Raw genomic sequence first — 20,736 nt, 5'->3', positions numbered from 1 at the left:
GATTGGTGCGCCCGCGGGCGGGGCATGACAAAATGACCGACAATAGGGAACGAAGTCGCTTCGGTTCTATGATATTTCTCTTTCAGCCGCTTCTTGGCTAGGGTCAGGCATCCTGCTTGAACGCGGTATCCCACAGTCTCAGGTCAGCCGAGATGCGGATGCGCTGACGGTGTTCGGGAGAGCGGTCCGAGATGCGCGCGTAAAACCTGGCATCCTGGAACGGCAGTGACATCCACGGATGGCTCGTCTTGATGACCGAAAGACGCGCGCGCAATGGGTATCGGTCGCGCAGGCGACAGTCGCCCGCCCTGTTTTATCCTGTGGACGGCCTCAATCCCGCGCCCTGCTGCGCCAGCCGCCGCGTCGGCGCGGTTTGGCCATGCCTGCCAGCCCTTCGGTCATCACCTGGATCATCGGATGGTCGGGCGCATCGCCATATTGCACCAACAGCGCCTCAAGCGCGGTGCGGGTGTCGGCGTCAACCGGCAGGCTGAGCGCCCAGTCCAGAAAGATCGTGCGACATTCCGACGGGGTGATCCCGTCGATGCGAAAGGATTCGAGGATCAGCCCCTTGGGGTCGTTGTGGTCACCCTTTTGAATCATGTCTCTTCCCCCTCGGGCAGGGCCGCGTCGATCACGTCGGCGGCGGCAGTTGTGGCATCATCCATACTGCGGCGCAATGTGGCAAGGTCGGGTTGATCGGTGATGCGCAGCAGAAAGCTGACGCCGCCCTGCCCCAGTTCATCGGTGTCGAGCGGCCCCTGGGTCAGCAGGCGGGCGGCAATCTGCAAATCAAAGCACAGCCCGTAGGCGCGCAGCATCGTGTCCGCTCCGTTCTGGTCCCACAGACCGCTGTTCACGCCTCCGGCCAGCCCGCTGGACACGCTGCGTGCGGGCACGCCCGCCAGCAAGCCGCCCATCTGCGCGGCCAGTTCAATGTCTTGCATCCGGCCCCGGCCCAGCTTGGTGTCCCAGGCCCCCGCCGGCTGTTTGGCCGCCGCGATGCGGTCGCGCATGTCCGCCACATCGCGCAGGGTTCCGGCCCGGTCCCGCGACTGGGTCACAAGGCTTTGGCGAAAGCGTTCGATGTCATCGCCCAGATCCGCAGGCCCCGCGATCACCCGCGCGCGGGTCAGCGCCAGATGCTCCCAGGTCCATGCCTCTTTGCGCTGATAGTCCTGAAAGCTGGCCCAGCTGGTCGCCACCGGCCCCTGATTGCCCGAGGGGCGCAGGCGCATATCGACCTCGTACAGTTTGCCCTGCGCGGTGCTGGTGGTGATGGCGGTGATCAGCGCCTGCGTCAGACGCGCATAATAAGGTCGTGTGGCCAGCGATTTCGGACCCTCCGAGGCTTCGGCGTCCTGCGGGTCATAGATCACGATCATATCCAGATCCGATGTTGCGCTCAGCGTCCCTGCCCCCAGCGACCCCATGCCCAGCACCGCAGCCCCCCGCCCCGGTGGCGGGCCGAACCTGCGGGCGAATTCGTCAATCACCACCGGCCACAGGGCGCGCACGCAGATTCGCGCGAGGTCCGAGTAATGGGCGGCGGCCACGGGCGGCGCAATCACGCCGCGCAGCAGATGCACCCCGATGCGAAAGTGCCATTCCTTGGCCCAGCGGCGCACGATATCCAGTCTGGATTCGTAATCCGGCTCATCGTGCAACGCGTTTTCCAGATCACCCTGCCATGTTTCAGGATCAGGCCAGTCGTCAAAGAACGCGCCGCCGATCACCGCGTCAAAGACACCGGCGTTCTGGCTCAGATGGCGCGCCAGTGCGGGCGAGGTTCCGACGATGTCGATCAGCAGATCGACCAGTTGCGGGTTCGCCTCGAACAGGGAAAACAGCTGCACCCCCGCAGGCAAGCCCGCCAGAAACCCGTCCAGCGCGCGCAGCGCCTCATCAGGGCGCGCGGCGCGGGACAGTTTTTCCAGAAACACCGGACGGATGCGTTCAAACACCGCAGCGCCGCGCGCATTGCGCAAGGCGGGATAGGTTGGCCAGCGATTGGTGATCGACAGATCAATATCGGGCATTTTGACAGCGCTTTCCGGGGGGGCCGAGGGGGCAAAGAACCCTTCTGTATCCTCATGCACCGCCGCCAGACGCCTGCGCAGATCGGCCTCAAGGCTGTCCACCTCGGTGTCCATCATTGCCGCCAGACGGGCAAAGCCCTTGTCCGTGGCGGGCAGCCGGTGGGTTTGCGCATCGCGCACCATTTGCAGACGGTGTTCCACGGTGCGGTGGGCGCGGTAATGGTCGGTCAGTCGGGTCGCAACCTCGGTCGGTATCCAGCCCTTTTCCGACAGCACCTTCAGCCCCGGCACGGTGCCGCGCACCCGAAGGTCGGCATCGCGCCCGCCTGCGATCAACTGGCGGGTCTGGGTGAAAAACTCGATCTCGCGGATGCCGCCACGGCCCAGTTTCATATTGTGATCGGGCAGCGTGATCGGCCCGCCCAGCCCCTTGTGTTCGCGGATCGCCAGCCGCATGTCGTGGGCGTCCTGAATGGCGGCAAAGTCCAGATGGCGGCGCCACACGAAGGGGCGCAGGGTGGTCAGGAACTTCTCGCCCGCCGCCAGATCCCCCGCCGCCGGTCGCGCCTTGATATAGGCGGCGCGTTCCCATGTGCGGCCAAGGCTTTCGTAATAGCGCTCGGCCGCTTCCATCGACATGCACACCGGAGTTACAGCCGGATCAGGACGCAAGCGCAGGTCAGTGCGAAAGACATAGCCCTCACCCGTGATATCGTTCAGCGCCGCACTCATTGCGCGGGTGGCGCGCACAAAGGCCGCGCGCGCCTCGTGATAGTCTGGCGGGTCAAAGCGGCTTTCGTCGAACAGGCAGATCAGGTCGATGTCCGAGGAATAGTTCAGCTCGCCCGCGCCCATCTTGCCCATGGCCAGCACCACCATGCCGCCCGCGTCGGCCACATCATCGGGCCCCATGCCCGGCAGCTTGCCACGTTTGATCTGCGTTGCAATGCCCGCCCGCAGCGCCGTATCACAGGCCGCATCGGCCAGAGCGGTCAGCGCACCAGTCACCTGTTCCAGCGGCCAGACGCCGCCCAGATCGGCCAGTGCCGTCAACAGCGCCACCCGCCGCTTGGCCTGCCGCAGACCGCTCATCAAATCGCCCTGCTCCAGCACGCCGACGGCTTTCAACGTGTCGGCCAGCGCTGTGTCCGGGTCTTGCAGGGCCTCGGCGATCCAATCGGCTTCTTTCTCGATCAGTCCCGCCAGATAGGGGCTGCACGCCGCCGTGCCCGCCAGCAGGTCGGCCTGCTCGGGTGTGATGTCATGCACCCGCGCGCGGGCCTCGGCGCCGCGATCGGGGTCAAAGGGGCGCGGGATGCGGTTCGGGATCAGGGGATGTGTCATTGCCCCACTTTGCCCGCTGCATCCGCCGCGTCAATGGGCGGCGCGCGCAGGTTTGGGACGCCAGGTATAATGGGTTTGGTGGGACTGATTTCGGGGGCGGTCATCAAGGGGGCCGCGTCAGGCAGTCTTGTTGCGAAGGTCAAACAATTCTGACCTTTGTCGCGATCTGTGCAAAAGTCTGTTATGCGGAACTTATCCAAGGTTCACCAAGCCCGGAATCAAGGTGCGTAGCACCGCCGGGCAGCGCCCGACCGCCCGTCACGCCGGAGGCGTGCCTAAGATAATTGGCGCACCTTTGGTGCGACGGGCGGGCGCTTTCTCTCCGTATTGCGGTTCATCACCCACACGTCAAAGTTTAGAGATAAAGTGGCATCTACTAACGTCCCGATGCCCACCCGCGGTCGGGCGCTGCCCTTTGTGGCAAGGTAGGTCCGGCCTCCATCCAACCCTTCGCGGCATCCTGCGCGAATATCCGGTTTTCGAGTTCGGGTCAGTTGTTCCGTAAAGACCAATGCGATCTGACCCTAAACAGCAGGCCCATTTCGACCCTTGCGTCCGTTGCCGCCAATTGCCACTTATGCCCCCATGAGCAAAAGCCTGAAACGTGTCCGCGCCGCCCTCGAGGCCGCCGGGCTGCCCCCGCAGATCACCGAAACCGCCCTGGCCCGCACCGCCGAGGACGCTGCCAGCGCCGTGGGCTGCGATGTGGACCAGATAGGCAAGTCGATCGTGTTTCAGGGCCAGACCAGCGGGCGCGCCGTGTTGTTTGTCACTGCGGGTGGCAGCCGTGTCGATCCGGTCAAGGCAACCGCGCTTGCGGGTGAAGAACTGGGCAAGGCCGACGCCGCCCTGATCCGTGCCCAGACCGGCTTTGCCATTGGCGGGGTGTCTCCGGTGGGCCACCTGTCGCCCATCCAGTGTTTTTTCGACCGCCGCCTGATGGATTTCGACGTAATCTGGGCCGCTGCGGGCACGCCACACCATGTGTTTGCCGCCGAACCGGCAGAACTTGCAAGAATTTGTGACGGACAAGTATCTGATTTTACTTGATCCTTTCGGAAAATGTAAAAAACATTCACATAGCCCCTTGCGTCATCGCCCAGAATACCCAAATTGATTGATGTGAAAGACATTCACATTCCGGCCAAGACCCAATCAAACCGGGATTTCCACGTTGATGATGAAAGGTTCACATGATGACAACTGTTACTGCACCTGCCTCCTCGGCCTCGAACCCCGGTTGGTTCAGCAAAACCGAGGCCTGGATGGATGACCGCGGCAAAGGCGCATGGATCGCCGCTATGGTCCTGGGCTTTATCTTTTTCTGGCCCGTCGGCCTGGCCCTTCTGTTTTACATGATCTGGAGCAAACGTATGTTCAACAAATCCTGTTCGTCCCGCCGCATGGCCCGTTCGATGCACACCATGCGCTCTACCGGCAACTCGGCGTTTGACAGCTACAAGGCTGACACATTGCGCCGTCTGGAAGAAGAGCAGACCAACTTTGAAGCCTTCCTGGAGCGCCTGCGCGAGGCCAAGGACAAGGCCGAGTTCGACCAGTTCATGGACGAGCGCGCCAAATCCGGCAAAGCCGACGCTGACGCCTGATTGCGACAACACTGTGCTGGCCCCCGTCGCGGGGGCTGGCTTATCCTTGATACAGAAGGCTGACATGACCTATTCCGCCGATCCGCTCACCGATCCGAAATTTTACCGCGACGTGACCGCCAAACGTTTCCTGGCCTGGATCGTCGACATGCTGCTTGTGTCGCTTCTGGCGGTGATTATCGTTCCGTTCACCGCCTTTACAGCGTTGTTTTTCTTTCCGGTTCTCTTTGCCACGCTGGATTTTGCCTATCGCGTGATCACCATCACGGGCGGCAGTGCAACATTGGGCATGCGGCTGTGCGCGATCGAGCTGCGCGACAGCACCGGTGCGCGTCTGGATCTGGGTCAGGCGCTGATTCACACCGTGGGATATTATGTCAGCTGGGCGATCTTTCCTCTGCAACTCTTGTCGGTGATCTTCATGTGCGCCTCGGCCCGCGGCCAAAGCCTGACCGACATCGCGCTGGGTACGGCCGCGATGAATCGCCGGGCATTGGGCTAATTCTTGTAAACCTTGAATCGAAGTGGCTCTTGTCACACATTTCTGTCCGGTTATCATTGTCTAAAATCGTACGGATAATACATGCGCCACTCGCTGCCTCTCGCCCCGCAGTTCTATGTCACTGCCCCACAACCCTGCCCTTATCTTGACGGGCGGATGGAGCGGAAGTTGTTCACTGCCCTGCAGGGTGAAAACGCGGGGCGGCTGAACGACAGTCTTTCCCAGCAAGGGTTCCGCCGCTCGCAGAATGTGCTGTATCGTCCGTCATGTACCGAATGCGCTTCCTGCCTGTCGGCGCGCATCAACGTCGCCACTTTCCAGCCCTCCAAAAGCCAGAAGCGTACCCTGCGCCGCAACGCCGGCATCAGCCGCCGTGCCACATCGCCCTGGGCGACCGAGGCGCAATACGAACTGTTCCGCACCTATCTGGACAGCCGCCACGCCGATGGCGGCATGGCCGACATGGATGTCTTCGAATTCGCCGCGATGATCGAGGAAACGCCGGTGCGCAGCCGTGTCATCGAATACACCGATGACCAAAGCACCCTGATCGGCACCTGCCTGACCGACGTGCTGTCAGACGGGCTGAGCATGGTCTATTCCTTCTACACCCCCGACATGCCGCGCAACAGCCTTGGCACCTATCTGATCCTCGATCACATCGCCATCGCCCGCGAGGCGGGCTTGCCCTATGTCTATCTGGGCTATTGGGTGCCGGGCAGTCAGAAGATGGGATATAAATCCAACTTTTCCGGCCTCGAGATTTATGTCGGCGGCAAATGGACCAAGCTGAACAATCCCGACGATTACAGCCCCGACACCCATCCGCTGTCTTCGGACCCGATTGCCGAACAGGTGGCCAATATCGCCCTGCCCGACAGCCGCCCGGCACGCTGACACACTTCTTTTGGCCCTCGATATCCCGGAGGCCCGGTGGCAGAGTCTCCAGCCATCGCCCGCACGCGACCGTGCGGAGATTTCTGCTTTACACCTCTGAATCCCCATGGCTTGCTTTCCCAAACTAGGGAGAACACGCAAAATGGACCTTCAAATCTGGCTGACCTTCGTCGCCGCATCAACCGCCCTGCTTCTTATTCCCGGACCGACCGTGCTGCTGGTGCTCAGCTATGCCATCAGCCAGGGCAGACGGGTCTCGCTGGCCACGGTTGCGGGCGTCGCCTTGGGCGATTTCATCGCCATGTCGGCCTCGCTTGCGGGGCTTGGCGCGCTGGTGCTGGCCTCGGCCACGTTGTTCACTGCGCTGAAATGGATAGGAGCGGCCTATCTGGTCTATCTGGGTGTCAAACTGCTGCGCAGCGCCCCTTCGGCATCGTTGGGCGCAGTCGCGGATCTGCCTGAGGCCCGTGCCGCCAGCGTGTTCACCCACGCCGCCGCCGTCACCGCGCTTAACCCGAAATCCATCGTTTTCTTTATCGCCTTTGTCCCGCAATTCGTGACCGTTGACGCAGCCCTGCTGCCCCAGTTTGCCATCCTGATCGCAACTTTTGTCGGTCTCGCCGTGCTCAACGCGTTGGCCTATGCGCTGCTGGCCGACAGGCTGCGCGCCACGATCGCGCGCCCCGCGGTGCTGGCAGGGGTCACCCGTGCGGGCGGCAGCGCCCTGATCGCGATGGGCGTGGCCACCGCCCTGTTCAAGCGGGCCTGAACTGAAAGGACCACCATGACCCTCCTGAACCGCCTAAACATTTCTGTCCCGATCATTCAGGCCCCAATGGCCGGCGTTTCCACGCCCGCGCTTGCCGCCGCTGTTTCGAACGCGGGCGGCCTTGGTTCGATCGGCGTTGGCGCCACCGACGCCGCTGGCGCGCGCGCGATGATCGCGGCCACCCGCGCCCTCACCAACCGCGCCTTTAACGTCAACCTTTTTGTCCATGCCACCCCCACGGCACGCCCTGCCCGCGAGGCTGCCTGGCTCGATGCCATGCAGCCGCTGTTCGCACGCTACAATGGCGAACCGCCCGCAGCCCTGCGCACGATCTATCAAAGCTTTGCCGACGATGATGCCATGCTCGACATGCTGCTGGACAGCGCGCCGCCAGTGGTCAGCTTTCACTTTGGCCTGCCTGACACCGACCGTATCAAGGCCCTGAAAGACGCAGGCATCACCCTGCTCGCCACCGCAACCAACCTTGACGAAGCACGCGCCATCGAAGCCGCCGGTATTGACGCCATCGTGGCGCAGGGTTTCGAGGCCGGTGGCCACCGTGGGATGTTCAACCCCGACGCCCCTGATGACAAACTCAGTACAGACGCCCTCACCCGACTGCTTGTGGCAAACTGCCACCGGCCGGTCATCGCCGCAGGGGGCATCATGGATGGCGCAGGCATCCGCGCCGCCCTTGATCTGGGGGCCATTGCCGCCCAGCTGGGCACCGCCTTTATCGCCTGCCCCGAAAGCAGTGCCGATGCGCCATATCGTGCGGCCCTGGCCAGTGATGCGGCCCACCACACCACCATGACCGCCGCCATTTCGGGACGTCCTGCACGTTGCCTCGCAAACCGGTTCACCGCCTGGGGTGCCGGAACCCGTGCAAACCCTCCCGACTATCCCATCGCCTATGACGCAGGCAAAGCGCTCAACGCCGCCGCCAAAGCCGCAGGCGAACATGGTTTTGGCGCGCAATGGGCCGGACAGGGTGCCCCCCTTCACCGCCCCATGCCCGCCGCCGACCTGCTGACCCTGCTGCACAGGGAATCCCAATAACCGCTTTCATTTGGCCCCAAATATCCCGGAGGTCTGGAGGCAGAGCCTCCAGCGGTTTCCCCCCGCACAAACGCAAAAGGGCGCATCCCATCGGACGCGCCCTTTTTCAGTTACCTTGCCGAACTGATCAGTTCGGGATCAGATCCGGTACAATCGTCACGATCGACGGGAAGAACCACAAGATCGCCAGCCCCAGCACCTGAATCAACACGAACGGGATGATACCGCGATAGATGTGGCCTGTGGTAACCTCCTTGGGGGCAACCCCGCGCAGATAGAACAGCGCAAAGCCAAAGGGCGGCGTCAGGAACGAGGTCTGCAAGTTCACCGCAATCATGATCGTCACCCATTTCGGGTCAAAGGTGCCGCCATAGATAACGGGCCCCACGATGGGAATGACGATGTAGATGATCTCAAGGAAATCCAGGACAAAGCCCAGAACGAACAGCACCAGCATCACCAGCAGGAACACGGTAATCTCGTTGTCGAAAGACTTCAGGAACATCTGGATGTAATGTTCACCGCCAAAGCTGATCACCACAAGGTTCAGGATCTGGCTGCCGATCAGGATGGTGAACACCATCGACGTCACCTTGGCTGTCTCGCGCACGATGGGTGTCAGAACACCCGAGGTGAACAGAACCCAGCAGCTGAACAGCAAACCGAACAGCGCGTACAGATAGGCCGCATAGGCCACGACAAATGCCACCCAGCTTTCGAACGACACATCGTCGGTGTTGATGCGCAGATCAAAGTTCACGCCGACCAGAATGCAGACCAGAATGGCCAGCGTTGACCAGATGATCACTTTTGGCGTGCGGTCCAGGTCGGTCAGTTTGCGATAGGCCGCAAGCATGATCGCACCACCCGCGCCCAGTGCAGCGGCCGGCGTCGGGTTGGTGATACCGCCCAGAATCGACCCCAGCACAGCCACGATCAGGATCAGCGGCGGGAAAACCACGCGGATCAGTTCGTTCTTGGAACAGGTGATAACCCCGTGGAAACAGCCGTACAGGACCGTCGCAAAGGGGATCGCCATCAGCACCACATAGACCCCCGACGAGGTGCGCGGACCGATCAGCAGAATATCCACCAGCAGCACCAGCACCACGCCGATGGCCCCGACAATCAAGGGCCGCTTGTCGCGCGACGGCGACACCCCGCGCGCCGTGGTCAGGATCAGGCCGGTCAGGATCAACAGGATCGCCGTGCCTGTGCCGATGGGCGCTGCGTTTTCGACCTTGGCGTCAATGGCGGCCTGCAAGGCTTCGGGCGAGAGGCGCTCGGAGGCATGCAAGCCCCCTGCCGCGTCGATCTCTTGCTGTTGCGTCACAGCCTTGTCCCATTTCGACTGGCCGTGCAGTTCGATCATCGACGCCTTGCACTCTGGCGAAACATTGGTGCGCAGCGACGCGCCCTTTTCAATGTCCGAGAAGGACGAAACGGTCATGTTTTGCGAGCCGACGACGCCCATATTGCCCAGCAGGATCGTGCCCACCACCATCAGGATCGGCACGCCCAGGAACCAGGTAAAGCCCTCGGCGCGCGTGATCGGTTCGGAACTCGACGCCCCCATCGGCACCGCGGGTGCCTTCTCGGGGTTCAACAAGGCATAGACAAACGCATACAGCGCATACATCAGCGCCAGCAGGATGCCCGGCAGAAGTGCGGCCTGAAACAGCGTTCCAACAGACAGAACCGCCGGTTTGCCCAGATAGCTGAGTGCGTCGGTACAGCCCGCAAGCTGTGCGCGTTGTTCCTGTGCCGCCGAATACAGATCCCCCGCCAGTGTGCCCAGCAGAACGATCACGATCGAAGGCGGAATGATCTGCCCCAGCGTGCCGGAAGCAGCAATAACGCCTGTGGCGATCTCGGGCGAATAATTGTTGCGCAGCATGGTCGGCAGCGCCAGCAGGCCCATGGTCACCACGGTCGCGCCCACAATCCCGGTCGAGGCGGCCAGAAACGCGCCCACCACCACGATCGACACGGCCAGACCACCCGGCAGCGGACCAAAGACGCGCGCCATGGTGGTCAGCAGATCGTTGGCGATTTTCGAGCGCTCCAGCGTGATGCCCATCAGGACGAACATCAGCACCGCCAGCAGCGTTTCAATCGACTGCCCCGCCAGAACCCGTTCGTTCATACGGTTCACGATAAACGACACGTTGCGGTCCATCGCCACTTCCCAGCCTTGCGGGAACACAGACTCCGCCACGCGCGGCAGGTCGGGATACCGGAAAATGCTGATCGCATCCGCCTTGACCCCGCTGTTGACCAGATCGCGATACATCGCGCTGGATTGGTCAATCGCCTGATGGATCAGCAGCCCCGCGCTGTCGAGCGCGGCAATGATACCAAACGAGATGATGCCCGCCCCGCCGATGGCAAAGGCCACCGGAAAGCCCGACAGGATGCCGCCAAACAGGCAGACAAAGACGATGATCAGGCCAATTTCGACGCCATCGAGTCCAAATAACATGATAATATGTCCCTACGCTTTGCGTGCAGGCCGTGTGCGGCCGTCATTATTGTGTGTTAATTTGAAGGCGCACATCAGTGCGTGCCCTCATAGGCTTCTTCGCCCTCGCCCAGACTGTCGCGGTCCAGATATTTGCCTTCTGATGCCTCGCCTTCGCGCAATTCGCACCAGCTTCGGTAAAGTGTCGCAATCGCCTGCAACATCACCATGGCGCAGAAGCTGACCAGCAGGATCTTGAACAGGAAATAGCCGTTAAAGCCGTTGGGCGAAAAGCCGATGGTTTCGACGTTCCATTTCAGGATACGCGCCTTGCGCAACAGCAGCTCAAGCTTGTCCGAAGCCGAAGGGTTCGGCGTAACAAGGTGACGCCACAGGAAGAACCAGCCGTACATCCATGTGATGATCGCAAACGGCATCATGAAAAAGATCGCCCCGAACATGTCGATGATCTTTTTGGTGCGGAACTTGGCACCTGCATAAAACAGGTCAACCCGCACATGCCCGCCCTGAACAAAGGTGTAGGACACGCAAAGACAGACGACCAAAGCATTGTAAAGCTTCAGTTCTTCGCCAAACCACGAAATGTCGAATTGCACCGGAATGCCAAAACCGAAAGAGATGTCAGGCCGCGTAAAGATACGCTGCATGAACACGATCACGATCTGTTGCAGCACCATCAGCAGACCGGCCCAGGCAAAGAAACGGCCCAGCGTGTTGCTCAGCCCTTCAAGCGCGCGCACGCAGCCCCACATGAAGCCACGCTTCCATATGCCAAATGCGGTGATGATGATCAGGAACAGCAAAGCGACAAAGAACAGCTCGACCGAACCGCCGTAGTAGATAAAGCGCATCAGCGCCTGACCGTCAGACCAGTTCAGCCACATGGCCGGATTCAGCAAGGCTGCAAAGACGTTATAGACCGCTTCCAGCAGGTTGCCGAAAACGAACTGGATCAGTCCGCTGTCCTGAAACTTATCGAGACAGCTGAGCTTTGCGCCCTCTGCCGCCCGGAAAAATCCCGCGCACATTACTTCGTCGACCATGGTCATCCCCTCCCCGTGTGCATGCCGGGCTTGTTGCCGGTTTCGCACGATTGCCGTCTTGACCTGCTGCAACAGGCCGGATGCAGTTCAGGGGCCGTGCGCATATGGCACGGCCCCCGGATATATGTTGATATCTGTCGCTTAGCCCTGGTTCAGCACGCGCTGACGCTGCTCGACATAGAAGGCGTCGGATTTTTGCAGCCATTCCGCCGAAGACCGCAGCGATTCTTCAAAGCTGCCGCGGATGTCTGCGAACAGGGTATCGTCCATGTTCTCGTCCATCACTTCTTTCGAAGCGGCACCGAAGGCATCCCAGACGTCGTCGGGGAACTGCATGGTTTTCACACCCTGCTGTTGCAGACGCGCCAGTGCGGCACCGTTGTTGGCCAGTGTTTCGGCCAGACCGGTGTGCGTGGTTGCCATCGCGGAATATTCGATGATCTTCTGCTGGGCCGGTGTCAGTTCGTTGAATACGTCCAGGTTGACGGATGCCGTCAGACCCGAGCCCGGCTCGTGGAAGCCCGCAGTGTAATAGATCTTGGCAACTTCCTGGAAACCTGCGCGTTCGTCCGCGAACGGGCCGACCCACTCCAGACCGTCCAGCGCGCCCGAGGACAGCGCCTGATACAGCTCGCCGCCGGGAATGTTCTGAACCGATGCGCCCAGTTTGCCCAGCACCTTGCCGCCCAGACCCGGCATACGGAACTTCAGACCGTTGAAGTCGGCTGCCGAGTTGATTTCCTTGCGGAACCAGCCACCGGACTGCGAGCCCGAGTTGCCGGCCAGGAACATCTTCATGTTGAAGATTTCACCGATCTGGTTGTGCAGCTCGTGACCGCCACCGTGCAGATACCAGTTGGTCAGCTCCTGGGCGGTGCCGCCAAAGGGCACGGCCGTGAAATAGGCCAGACCGGGGTGTTGACCGATAAAGTAATAGTCAGCCGCGTGATAGATGTCAGCCTGACCCGAGGACACGGCGTCGAACACTTCGAACGCGCCGACCAGCTCGCCGGGGGCTTTTTTCTCGATGGTCAGCGTGCCATCCGACATTTCATCAACCATGTTGTTGAAATAGGTTGCCGCATCGTCCAGCACGGCAAAACCGCGCGGCCATGCTGTCACCATTGTCAGCGTGCGCTTGCCCTGTGCGTAAAGCGGTGCGGCAAGTGTTGTCGCTGCGGCGGCTGTGCCGCCCATTGCAGACGTCTTCAGAAATGAACGACGGTCCATAGATACTCCTCCCAAAGTTATGTGACGACCGCTCGGCTCTCGTTGCTGGCGGTCGTTCGCGTGTCGCTACACTACTCAGGTAGAATCAAAATGAAATACCAAGTACTACGGAGATCGTTGATTAGATTTCCCCCAAAATGTCTTCGGGCATATGTTTTGCAGGGGTTAGAAGACCACTGAATTCCGGTCAGACCGCCCTGCCCTCTATGATTCGCACCTGAAACGGCTTATCGAATCAACATGCAGCGTCTTTGGTCATTCTTCACATTCAGCTATGCACAGAAACTGTTGCTGGTCGCGGCGATGCCGCTGGTGCTGGCGATGGCTGCGATTGCTATTTTGGTCACGGTGCAGTCGCGCGAACTGGCCAACCGCGAAATCCGTGCGCTTGAATCCCAGCTGATCGCAGCCAAAAAGGCCGAACTGCGCAACTACGTCACCCAGGCCCGCAACGGGTTCTATTTTATCTATGGCAACGCCGCCCCCGATGACGAGGCCGCGAAGAAACGCGTAAAACAGATCCTTGCCGCGATGATCTATGGCCGCGAAGGATTCTTTTTTGTCTACGACTATGATGGCACCAATCTGGTCAGCCCGCGCCAGACCGACCGGATTGGCGGCAACTGGATGGACGAGACCGACGCCGAAGGCACGCCGGTGGTGCGTGACCTGATCAATATCGCGCGTCAGGGCGACGGGTATCTGACCCATCTGTGGCCGAAACCGTCAACGGGCAAAGATGCGCGGATGATTTCCTATGTCACCTCTTTCCCCAGCTGGCAGTGGGCGGTCGGCACGGGCGTGTTTATTGACGATGTACTGGCCAATATCGCGGCCTCGCGTCTTGAGGTCGAAACGCGGGTGCAGCGCACCTTTGTCTATATTACCGTCATCACCCTGCTTGCGCTGCTGCTGGTCTTTGGCTCGGGCATGGTCATCAACATCCGCGAACGCAGGCTGGCCGATGCCAAGCTCAAGCGGCTGACCCAGCGGGTGTTTGATGCCCAGGAAGAAGAACGTGGCCGCGTGGCGCGCGAATTGCACGACGGCATCAGCCAGATCCTTGTGGGCGTGCGCTTTGCCCTGGACATCGCGCGGCGGCGGCTGAAATCCGGCAAGACCGAGATGGCCGAGGAATCGCTGGATCAGGGGTTTGACAATCTGGCCACCGCCATTACCGAGGTGCGCCGCATCAGCCGCGATTTGCGCCCCGGCGTGCTGGATGATCTGGGCCTTGGCCCTGCGGTCAAGGCGCTGACCACCGACTTTGAAGCGCGTACCGGGGTCAAGACGACCTTTGACACCGTGGTGTTCCGCAACCGTCTGGACCAGAACGCCAAGATTGCGCTGTACCGCATCGCCCAAGAGGCACTGACCAACATTGAACGCCATTCCGGTGCGACCCATGTGACCGTCGACTTGCGCGGGCACCGGCGCGGCGCGACGTTGCGCATAACCGACAACGGTTGTGGCATCGCGCGCGACCATCGCAGCAACCAACCCGGCATCGGACTGCGCAACATGCAAGAGCGCGTTGAACAGCTGGACGGCACCTTGCGCATCCTGTCCGCGCGGGGCAAAGGCAGTTCCGAAGCTGGCACGCATGGTGTCGGCACGGTTGTCGAGGCCACGGTGCCGCTGACCCACCTGCTGCCCCCCGATCCCAAATCCGGCACCGAAGCCGCCCACACCCCGCCACTGCAAAAGAGGCAATCATGACCGATCAAGCCACTCCGAACCATCCGATCCGCGTGCTGGTGGTCGATGATCATCCGATGGTCGCCCAAGGCATCCAGTCCATTCTGGAAAGCTATGACGATCTTGTGGTGGTCGGCAGTCTGGGCAACGGGCAGGATGTGATCGACCAGCTTGATGTGCTGAAACCCGATGTGATCCTGATGGATCTGAACATGCCCGGAATGGGCGGGCTGACCGCCACCGAACTGGTGCTGGAACGCAGCCCCGACACCGCCGTGCTGGTTCTGTCGATGCACGACAGCCCCGAATACATCGCCTCGGCACTGGACCATGGCGCGCGCGGCTATGTTCTGAAAGACGTGCCCACAGAAGAGATCAAGGATGCGATCGACGCGGTAATGCGCGGCGAACGCTATCTGTGCACCGGCGCCAAAGGGTCAATCGAGCCAAAACCGGGCGACGTGCGCGCATCGCTGACGGAACGCGAACAAACGATCCTGCTGCAACTGGCACAGGGCCTGTCCAACAAGGAAGTCGCACGCGATCTGGATATTTCGGTGCGCACCGTGGAAACCCATCGCAAGAACATCAAACACAAGCTGGGCATTTCCAGCACCGCCGGTTTGACCCGCTACGCGATGGAACATGGTGTGCTGCAAGGCACCGGCGTGCGCCTGTAACAGCGATTCCCTGGGCCAATTTGCGCTTGTGTCGTCGAATTGCGGGCGCGCGAAATAAAATGTCGCAAAAAACCTGCTGTGCGACACTTTTTCTTGCCGTTTGACTGTTGACGCCCTCGGACCCCGCTCATAATGTCCCAAAACGCACTTGAGAGGACCCAAGACATGCTAGATGTCGTCGTCATTATTGGATCAACGCACATGGGCCGGTAACGGTAGACCAGAATTCGACCCATGTGCCCCCGCCAAAAACGGGGGTTTTTTTATGTGCCCAAGACAGTATGGCGTAACCGGAGTAGAGCTATGACACGTCAAATGAGCGGAGCAAAGATGGTGGTTCAGGCCCTGATAGATCAGGGTGTGGACACGGTATTTGGGTATCCCGGCGGCGCCGTCCTACCGATTTACGACGAGATTTTTCAGCAAAACTCGATCAAGCACATTCTGGTGCGCCACGAACAGGGTGCCGTCCATGCCGCCGAGGGCTATGCGCGCTCGACCGGCAAGCCCGGCGTGTGCCTTGTGACCTCGGGGCCCGGTGCCACCAATGCGGTGACCGGCCTGACCGATGCGTTGCTGGACAGCATCCCGATCATTGTTCTGACCGGACAGGTTCCGACCTTCATGATCGGCTCGGATGCATTCCAGGAAGCCGACACCGTGGGCATCACCCGCCCCTGCACCAAACACAACTGGCTGGTGAAAGAGACCGACAAGCTGGCGGGCGTGATCCACGAAGCGTTTCACGTTGCCATGTCGGGCCGTCCCGGCCCCGTTCTGGTGGACATCCCCAAGGACGTGCAGTTTGCCTCGGGCACCTATACCGACCCCAAACCGTCGCAGTCGCACTATCAGCCCACCGTCAAGGGCGACATGGAAGAGATCACCGAACTGGTGGCCGCCATCGAAACCGCCAAGCGCCCGATCTTCTATACCGGCGGCGGTGTCATCAACTCGGGGCCCGCAGCCTCGCAATTGCTGCGCGAACTGGTCGAGGCGACCGGCTTTCCGATCACCAGCACCCTGATGGGTCTGGGCGCCTATCCTGCGTCGGGTGACAAATGGCTGGGCATGTTGGGCATGCACGGTCTGTACGAGGCCAACATGGCGATGCACGGCTGCGATCTGATGATCAACATCGGCGCGCGCTTTGACGACCGGATCACCGGCGTGCTGGATGCGTTTTCGCCCAAGTCGATCAAGGCACACATCGACATTGATCCCTCGTCGATCAACAAGGTGATCAAGGCCGACATTCCCATCGTGGGCGACGTGGCGCATGTATTGGAAGACATCCTGAAGGTCTGGAAATCGCGCGGTCGCAAGACCAATGCCGAAGGCGTGGCGAAATGGTGGAAGCAGATCAACACCTGGCAAGAGGTCGACTGTCTGAAGTTCACCCAGTCGGGCAAGACAATCAAGCCGCAGTACGCGCTGCAACGTCTTGAGGCGCTGACCAAGGACCATGACCGTTACATCACCACCGAAGTGGGCCAGCACCAGATGTGGGCGGCGCAGTACCTGAATTTCGAGGATCCGAACCGCTGGATGACATCCGGCGGTCTGGGCACCATGGGCTACGGCTTTCCTGCGTCCATCGGCGTGCAGATGGCCCACCCCGAGGCGCTGGTGATCAACGTCGCGGGCGAAGCCAGCTGGCTGATGAACATGCAGGAGCTTGGCACCGCGATGCAGTTCAACCTGCCGGTCAAACAGTTCATTCTGAACAACGAACGTCTGGGCATGGTGCGCCAGTGGCAAGAGCTGCTGCACGGCGAACGCTATTCGCATTCGTGGTCGGAAAGCCTGCCCGATTTCGTGAAACTGGCCGAGGCGTTCGGCGCCAAGGGTATCCTGTGTTCGGACCCTGCCGATCTGGACGACGCGATCATGGAAATGCTGAACCACGACGGACCGGTCCTGTTCGACTGTCTGGTCGAAAAGCACGAGAACTGCTTTCCGATGATCCCTTCGGGCAAGGCACACAACGAAATGCTTCTGGGCGAGGCCGACACCCAAGGCGTCATCGACGCCAAGGGTTCGGTGCTGGTGTAACCATGGGCGGGCTTTCCAAGCTGATGTCCGACCATCTGGTGTTTCGCCCCCGTGACAGCGCCCAGGCGCATCGGGCGGCGACACCGCTGGAGCTGTTTTTCGATCTGGTCTCGGTCATCGCGATTGCGGCGGCAGCGGCAGGCCTGCACCATGCGGTTGCCGAAGGGCACGCGCTGGAAGGGCTGTTGCGCTACCTGCTGGCGTTTTTCGCCATCTGGTGGGCGTGGATGAACTACACATGGTTTGCCTCGGCCTATGACGACGACAGCGTCGCCTTCCGGTTGCTGACGATGGTGATCATGTTCGGTGCGCTGATCATGGCAGCTGGGCAAACGGCACTGTTTGCCCAGTTGAACCTGACCGTGGTGATCCTGGGCTATGTGGTGATGCGTGTCGGCATGATCGTGATGTGGCTGGGTGCCGCGCGCGGCGATGCTGCACGGGCAAAGACCGCCAGGCGGTATGCCGCGGGCATCGGTCTCGCCCAGATCTACTGGCTGGCCCTGCCCCTGCTGCTGTCGCTGAGCCTGCCGTTGGGGCTTGTGGTGCTGATCGGTGTCGTGCTTGAACTGGCTGTTCCGGCTTTTGCCGAACGCGCCGCCGCAACGCCCTGGCACCGGCATCACATCGTCGAACGCTATGGTCTGCTGACCATTATCGTGCTGGGCGAGGCATTGCTTGCAGGCTCGATGGCCATCAGCACCGCGACGACGGATGGCCTGTCGTTTGGCCTGATCTGGATGGCCTTCTGCGGTGTCATCATCACCTTTGCCCTGTGGTGGCTGTACTTTTGCAAGGAAGACCACCTGACATCGCCCAAGCTCAGCCGCGCGCTGGTCTGGGGTTATGGTCACTATATCGTATTCGGTGCAGGTGCTGCCGTGGGTGCGGGTCTGGCGGTTCAGGTCGAACTGGCCACGCACCATGCCCACACGACACAGATGGCGGGCGACATGGCGGTGGCCCTGCCGATGGCGGCATATCTGCTTGGCCTTTGGCTGGTGCGCGACCGTCACCATGCCACCGGCACCGCGCAATTGCTGTTGCCGGCGATGGCCGTGGTCTGTGTGATCTGCGCGGTTCTGCCGTTCTCGATGACCCTGCTGGCCGTGGCGGGTGCGGTCACTGTCTGGCTGCGCAACCACTCTGCCTCGCCTGCCTATATCAACGGTTAAAAACACTACGTTTCCAAAGGAATGTCCCATGTCTGCTCTAAAAATCAAAAAAGGCGCGACCAGCCATTCGGCTTACAACCTACGGCCCAACTTCTCGGATGTGGAAGAGCGGCACACGCTGGCGGTTCTGGTTGAAAACGAACCGGGCGTTCTGGCGCGGGTCATCGGGTTGTTCTCGGGGCGCGGCTATAACATCGACAGCCTGACGGTGGCCGAGGTGGATCACGCAGGCCACCTGTCGCGCATCACGATTGTCACCACCGGCACGCCGCAGGTGATCGAACAGATCAAGGCACAGCTGGGCCGGATCGTGCCGGTGCACACCGTCAACGACCTGACAGTCGAGGGGCCGTCGGTCGAGCGGGAACTGGCCATGTTCAAAGTGGCCGGTGGCGGTGACAAACGGGTCGAGGCGCTGCGTCTGGCCGATATTTTCCGCGCCAATGTGGTCGACAGCACGCTGAACAGCTTTGTCTTTGAAATCACCGGCGCGCCGGAAAAGATCGACGCTTTTGCCGACCTTATGCGCCCTCTGGGGCTGGTCGACGTGGCCCGCACCGGCGTGGCGGCACTGTCGCGGGGCGACTAAGGCACTTGACGGGTGCGCCGGAACGTTTCGAAAGCGCACACAGGATGAGAGCAGGACGCAACAGCGCCCTGCCCATCATATTCCGGCCCGAAAGCACGTCTCGGAAAACATCACACACAGGCCATCACTTAACGCGTTGAAATCTTTGATTTCAGGCAGCGTTAAGTGAGTCAGGTTTCTTCATAAGTGCAACAGCCGACGGAAGTACGTTGTGGTGTTTCGGCCCCCCGCTGCGACGGCAGCGAGAAGGGAACAACACGGGCCGAGCGGACGACATGCACCGCCCCCCTGCCGGTTTGCGCAGGCGAATACGGCCCGCAATGTGCCCGTCTGTTCAAAACCGTGATATTGCAAGCCTGACGCCGGTTATTGACGATATCGACGTTGAAACGCACCAAATCGCCTGCGTCAAAGCAGTCTGCTGAACACAGCGCGGAACTGCCAACATAGATGAACAACGGGTCATCCTGGCTTTCGCTCAGGATCACCATTTTGCGATCCACAGCGTCATACCACAACACAACCCCAAACACTTTTGTCTCCCAGCTTCTGCTTAGGCTCCTTTCGTCAGCTATAACATATGTTGTGCACACAACCAGTCTTGCTTTTTGTGGCAGACTATTCATCATAGAGCTGCTAAGTCGCATCAACCCTGACGCCAAAGTACTACAGCTCATTCTATGGAATTACTTCGAGACAACACTGCTGTCGCAACGCACGCAGGCAAAAGGCACCCGTCATGACTGGCGGCAAACGTTCCCCGTCCGAACTGCGCGACATGTTCGGGGCCAATCTGCGCATTCTGGCACGTCCATACCCGTCGATTTCGGAACTGTCGCGCCGGCTGGGCGTCAATCGCACACAATTCAACCGCTATCTGTCCGGCGAAAGCTTTCCCCGCCCCGATATTCTGGCGCGTATCTGTACCTTTTTCAATGTCGACGCCCGAATTCTGCTGGAACCCGTGGACGAAATCAGCCGCGAAGGCCAGTTGCTGTCAGACCCCTATTTGCACGACTTCTTTGGCAGGCAATCTGCCACTGTGACAGAGATCCAGTTTCCCAGCGGCTTCTATCGGTTTTCGCGCCGCAGCTTTATTCATCCAGACCAGTTTGTCGTGGGTCTGGTCCATGTTACGCGCAAAAACGACGCGACTTTCCTGCGCGGGTTTGAACCGCGTATCGCTTTGGCCCAACAGGGCCTGCCCCATGACAGCAAATCGCGCGAATTTCGCGGGCTTGTGGTGCGACAGGATGACGGTATTGCCGCGTTGGTTTCGCGCAGGGGCGCGGTGACCGGTTCGTTCAACTATCTGGCGCGCGAAGCATCGTTCGAAAACAACTTTTGGGTCGGCTATGTGGCCCGCACCATTCGCGAGACTGTCACCAGCGCGCGTATCGAACGTATCGTCTATGAACATCTGGGCACAGACTGGCGGCAGGCGCGCAGCGTTGCGCGCACCACCGGCTTTTGCGATCGGGATGATCTGCTGCCCTTCCACCTGCGGCTGCTGCGCCCGGACACGCCGTTCCAATAAGACGGCCCATGTCGCCCGCAGAAAACCTCT

General features: G+C 60.7%; 19 protein-coding genes. 12 read left to right on the top strand and 7 right to left on the bottom strand.

What is annotated here, in order from left to right:
• Positions 1–103 precede the first annotated feature (103 nt).
• From DSM107133_RS24980 to DSM107133_RS08610, 3 genes are all read right to left on the bottom strand, one after another.
• Entirely contained in the window at positions 104–232 is a 129-nt protein-coding gene (locus DSM107133_RS24980) for a hypothetical protein (RefSeq protein WP_275890981.1), read from the bottom strand.
• A gap of 98 nt (positions 233–330) precedes the next feature.
• Entirely contained in the window at positions 331–603 is a 273-nt protein-coding gene (locus tag DSM107133_RS08615; protein ID WP_205387923.1) for a hypothetical protein, read from the bottom strand.
• Positions 600–3,383, bottom strand: a complete 2,784-nt coding sequence (locus tag DSM107133_RS08610) for a glutamine-synthetase adenylyltransferase (protein ID WP_114295675.1) — start codon at positions 3,381–3,383, stop codon at positions 600–602. Before DSM107133_RS08610 ends, DSM107133_RS08615 begins: the two co-directional genes overlap by 4 nt.
• Before the next feature lie 585 nt (positions 3,384–3,968).
• Here DSM107133_RS08610 and DSM107133_RS08605 point away from each other — a divergent pair.
• The 6 genes from DSM107133_RS08605 (at position 3,969) to DSM107133_RS08580 (ending at position 8,217) form a co-directional block, all read left to right on the top strand.
• Positions 3,969–4,433, top strand: a complete 465-nt coding sequence (locus DSM107133_RS08605) for a YbaK/EbsC family protein (RefSeq protein WP_114295676.1) — start codon at positions 3,969–3,971, stop codon at positions 4,431–4,433.
• A gap of 146 nt (positions 4,434–4,579) precedes the next feature.
• Positions 4,580–4,990 (top strand): DUF2852 domain-containing protein, encoded by a 411-nt coding sequence (locus tag DSM107133_RS08600; RefSeq protein ID WP_114295753.1) that lies wholly within the window; start codon positions 4,580–4,582, stop codon positions 4,988–4,990.
• A 64-nt stretch (positions 4,991–5,054) separates the two neighbouring features.
• Positions 5,055–5,492, top strand: coding sequence for an RDD family protein (locus DSM107133_RS08595; RefSeq protein ID WP_114295677.1), 438 nt, complete (start codon positions 5,055–5,057; stop codon positions 5,490–5,492).
• 81 nt (positions 5,493–5,573) lie between these two features.
• Positions 5,574–6,389, top strand: a complete 816-nt coding sequence (locus DSM107133_RS08590) for an arginyltransferase (protein WP_114295678.1) — start codon at positions 5,574–5,576, stop codon at positions 6,387–6,389.
• Positions 6,390–6,531: 142 nt separating this feature from the next.
• Positions 6,532–7,158, top strand: coding sequence for a LysE family translocator (locus tag DSM107133_RS08585; protein WP_114295679.1), 627 nt, complete (start codon positions 6,532–6,534; stop codon positions 7,156–7,158).
• A gap of 15 nt (positions 7,159–7,173) precedes the next feature.
• Entirely contained in the window at positions 7,174–8,217 is a 1,044-nt protein-coding gene (locus DSM107133_RS08580; protein WP_114295680.1) for a nitronate monooxygenase, read from the top strand.
• A gap of 127 nt (positions 8,218–8,344) precedes the next feature.
• On the opposite strand, the gene DSM107133_RS08575 is transcribed toward DSM107133_RS08580, so the two are convergent.
• From DSM107133_RS08575 to DSM107133_RS08565, 3 genes are all read right to left on the bottom strand, one after another.
• Positions 8,345–10,699 (bottom strand): TRAP transporter large permease subunit, encoded by a 2,355-nt coding sequence (locus tag DSM107133_RS08575; RefSeq protein ID WP_114295681.1) that lies wholly within the window; start codon positions 10,697–10,699, stop codon positions 8,345–8,347.
• Positions 10,700–10,773: 74 nt separating this feature from the next.
• On the bottom strand, positions 10,774–11,742 hold the full coding sequence (locus DSM107133_RS08570) for a C4-dicarboxylate ABC transporter permease (RefSeq protein WP_114295754.1): 969 nt from the start codon (positions 11,740–11,742) through the stop codon (positions 10,774–10,776).
• A gap of 141 nt (positions 11,743–11,883) precedes the next feature.
• The gene (locus DSM107133_RS08565; RefSeq protein ID WP_114295682.1) at positions 11,884–12,972 is read right to left on the bottom strand and encodes a TRAP transporter substrate-binding protein; all 1,089 of its coding nucleotides are present in this window, start codon (positions 12,970–12,972) and stop codon (positions 11,884–11,886) included.
• A gap of 240 nt (positions 12,973–13,212) precedes the next feature.
• Between DSM107133_RS08565 and DSM107133_RS08560 the strand changes: the two genes are divergently transcribed.
• The 5 genes from DSM107133_RS08560 to ilvN all read left to right on the top strand — a co-directional run bounded on the left by DSM107133_RS08560 (position 13,213) and on the right by ilvN (position 19,169).
• Positions 13,213–14,691, top strand: coding sequence for a cache domain-containing protein (locus DSM107133_RS08560; RefSeq protein ID WP_114295683.1), 1,479 nt, complete (start codon positions 13,213–13,215; stop codon positions 14,689–14,691).
• Complete coding sequence (locus DSM107133_RS08555; protein ID WP_114295684.1) at positions 14,688–15,350, top strand: response regulator transcription factor; 663 nt, start codon at positions 14,688–14,690, stop codon at positions 15,348–15,350. The genes DSM107133_RS08560 and DSM107133_RS08555 overlap by 4 nt, the downstream gene beginning before the upstream one ends.
• Before the next feature lie 303 nt (positions 15,351–15,653).
• Positions 15,654–17,405, top strand: a complete 1,752-nt coding sequence (locus DSM107133_RS08550; RefSeq protein ID WP_114295685.1) for an acetolactate synthase 3 large subunit — start codon at positions 15,654–15,656, stop codon at positions 17,403–17,405.
• A 2-nt stretch (positions 17,406–17,407) separates the two neighbouring features.
• Positions 17,408–18,580 carry a low temperature requirement protein A gene (locus tag DSM107133_RS08545; RefSeq protein WP_114295686.1) on the top strand — a complete coding sequence of 391 codons (1,173 nt, stop codon included), beginning with the start codon at positions 17,408–17,410 and terminating at the stop codon, positions 18,578–18,580.
• 28 nt (positions 18,581–18,608) lie between these two features.
• A complete protein-coding gene (gene ilvN / locus DSM107133_RS08540) occupies positions 18,609–19,169 on the top strand; it encodes an acetolactate synthase small subunit (RefSeq protein ID WP_114295687.1) in 561 nt (186 codons plus the stop codon).
• A gap of 170 nt (positions 19,170–19,339) precedes the next feature.
• On the opposite strand, the gene DSM107133_RS08535 is transcribed toward ilvN, so the two are convergent.
• Positions 19,340–19,660: a hypothetical protein gene (locus DSM107133_RS08535; protein ID WP_162792175.1), complete on the bottom strand. Its 321-nt coding sequence runs from the start codon at positions 19,658–19,660 to the stop codon at positions 19,340–19,342.
• A 248-nt stretch (positions 19,661–19,908) separates the two neighbouring features.
• Here DSM107133_RS08535 and DSM107133_RS08530 point away from each other — a divergent pair, with 248 nt between their 5' ends.
• Entirely contained in the window at positions 19,909–20,706 is a 798-nt protein-coding gene (locus DSM107133_RS08530; RefSeq protein ID WP_240310708.1) for a helix-turn-helix transcriptional regulator, read from the top strand.
• The last annotated feature ends 30 nt before the right edge of the window (positions 20,707–20,736 follow it).

It is taken from the genome of Pseudosulfitobacter sp. DSM 107133 (assembly GCF_022788695.1).
Taxonomy (GTDB): domain Bacteria; phylum Pseudomonadota; class Alphaproteobacteria; order Rhodobacterales; family Rhodobacteraceae; genus Pseudosulfitobacter.
This window is presented reverse-complemented; position numbering and strand designations above follow the sequence as displayed.

Bases quoted from the DNA above. Each gene is read 5' to 3' on its own strand.
- DSM107133_RS08605 (WP_114295676.1), top strand. From the start codon at position 3,969: ATGAGCAAAAGCCTGAAACGTGTCCGCGCCGCCCTCGAGGCCGCCGGG.
- DSM107133_RS08600 (WP_114295753.1), top strand. From the start codon at position 4,580: ATGACAACTGTTACTGCACCTGCCTCCTCGGCCTCGAACCCCGGTTGG.
- DSM107133_RS08550 (WP_114295685.1), top strand. From the start codon at position 15,654: ATGACACGTCAAATGAGCGGAGCAAAGATGGTGGTTCAGGCCCTGATA.
- DSM107133_RS08570 (WP_114295754.1), bottom strand. From the start codon at position 11,742: ATGGTCGACGAAGTAATGTGCGCGGGATTTTTCCGGGCGGCAGAGGGC.
- DSM107133_RS08555 (WP_114295684.1), top strand. From the start codon at position 14,688: ATGACCGATCAAGCCACTCCGAACCATCCGATCCGCGTGCTGGTGGTC.
- DSM107133_RS08595 (WP_114295677.1), top strand. From the start codon at position 5,055: ATGACCTATTCCGCCGATCCGCTCACCGATCCGAAATTTTACCGCGAC.
- DSM107133_RS08580 (WP_114295680.1), top strand. From the start codon at position 7,174: ATGACCCTCCTGAACCGCCTAAACATTTCTGTCCCGATCATTCAGGCC.
- DSM107133_RS08610 (WP_114295675.1), bottom strand. From the start codon at position 3,383: ATGACACATCCCCTGATCCCGAACCGCATCCCGCGCCCCTTTGACCCC.
- DSM107133_RS08560 (WP_114295683.1), top strand. From the start codon at position 13,213: ATGCAGCGTCTTTGGTCATTCTTCACATTCAGCTATGCACAGAAACTG.
- DSM107133_RS08565 (WP_114295682.1), bottom strand. From the start codon at position 12,972: ATGGACCGTCGTTCATTTCTGAAGACGTCTGCAATGGGCGGCACAGCC.
- DSM107133_RS08585 (WP_114295679.1), top strand. From the start codon at position 6,532: ATGGACCTTCAAATCTGGCTGACCTTCGTCGCCGCATCAACCGCCCTG.
- DSM107133_RS08590 (WP_114295678.1), top strand. From the start codon at position 5,574: ATGCGCCACTCGCTGCCTCTCGCCCCGCAGTTCTATGTCACTGCCCCA.
- DSM107133_RS08575 (WP_114295681.1), bottom strand. From the start codon at position 10,699: ATGTTATTTGGACTCGATGGCGTCGAAATTGGCCTGATCATCGTCTTT.
- DSM107133_RS24980 (WP_275890981.1), bottom strand. From the start codon at position 232: ATGTCACTGCCGTTCCAGGATGCCAGGTTTTACGCGCGCATCTCGGAC.
- DSM107133_RS08530 (WP_240310708.1), top strand. From the start codon at position 19,909: ATGACTGGCGGCAAACGTTCCCCGTCCGAACTGCGCGACATGTTCGGG.
- ilvN (WP_114295687.1), top strand. From the start codon at position 18,609: ATGTCTGCTCTAAAAATCAAAAAAGGCGCGACCAGCCATTCGGCTTAC.
- DSM107133_RS08545 (WP_114295686.1), top strand. From the start codon at position 17,408: ATGGGCGGGCTTTCCAAGCTGATGTCCGACCATCTGGTGTTTCGCCCC.
- DSM107133_RS08535 (WP_162792175.1), bottom strand. From the start codon at position 19,660: ATGGTGATCCTGAGCGAAAGCCAGGATGACCCGTTGTTCATCTATGTT.
- DSM107133_RS08615 (WP_205387923.1), bottom strand. From the start codon at position 603: ATGATTCAAAAGGGTGACCACAACGACCCCAAGGGGCTGATCCTCGAA.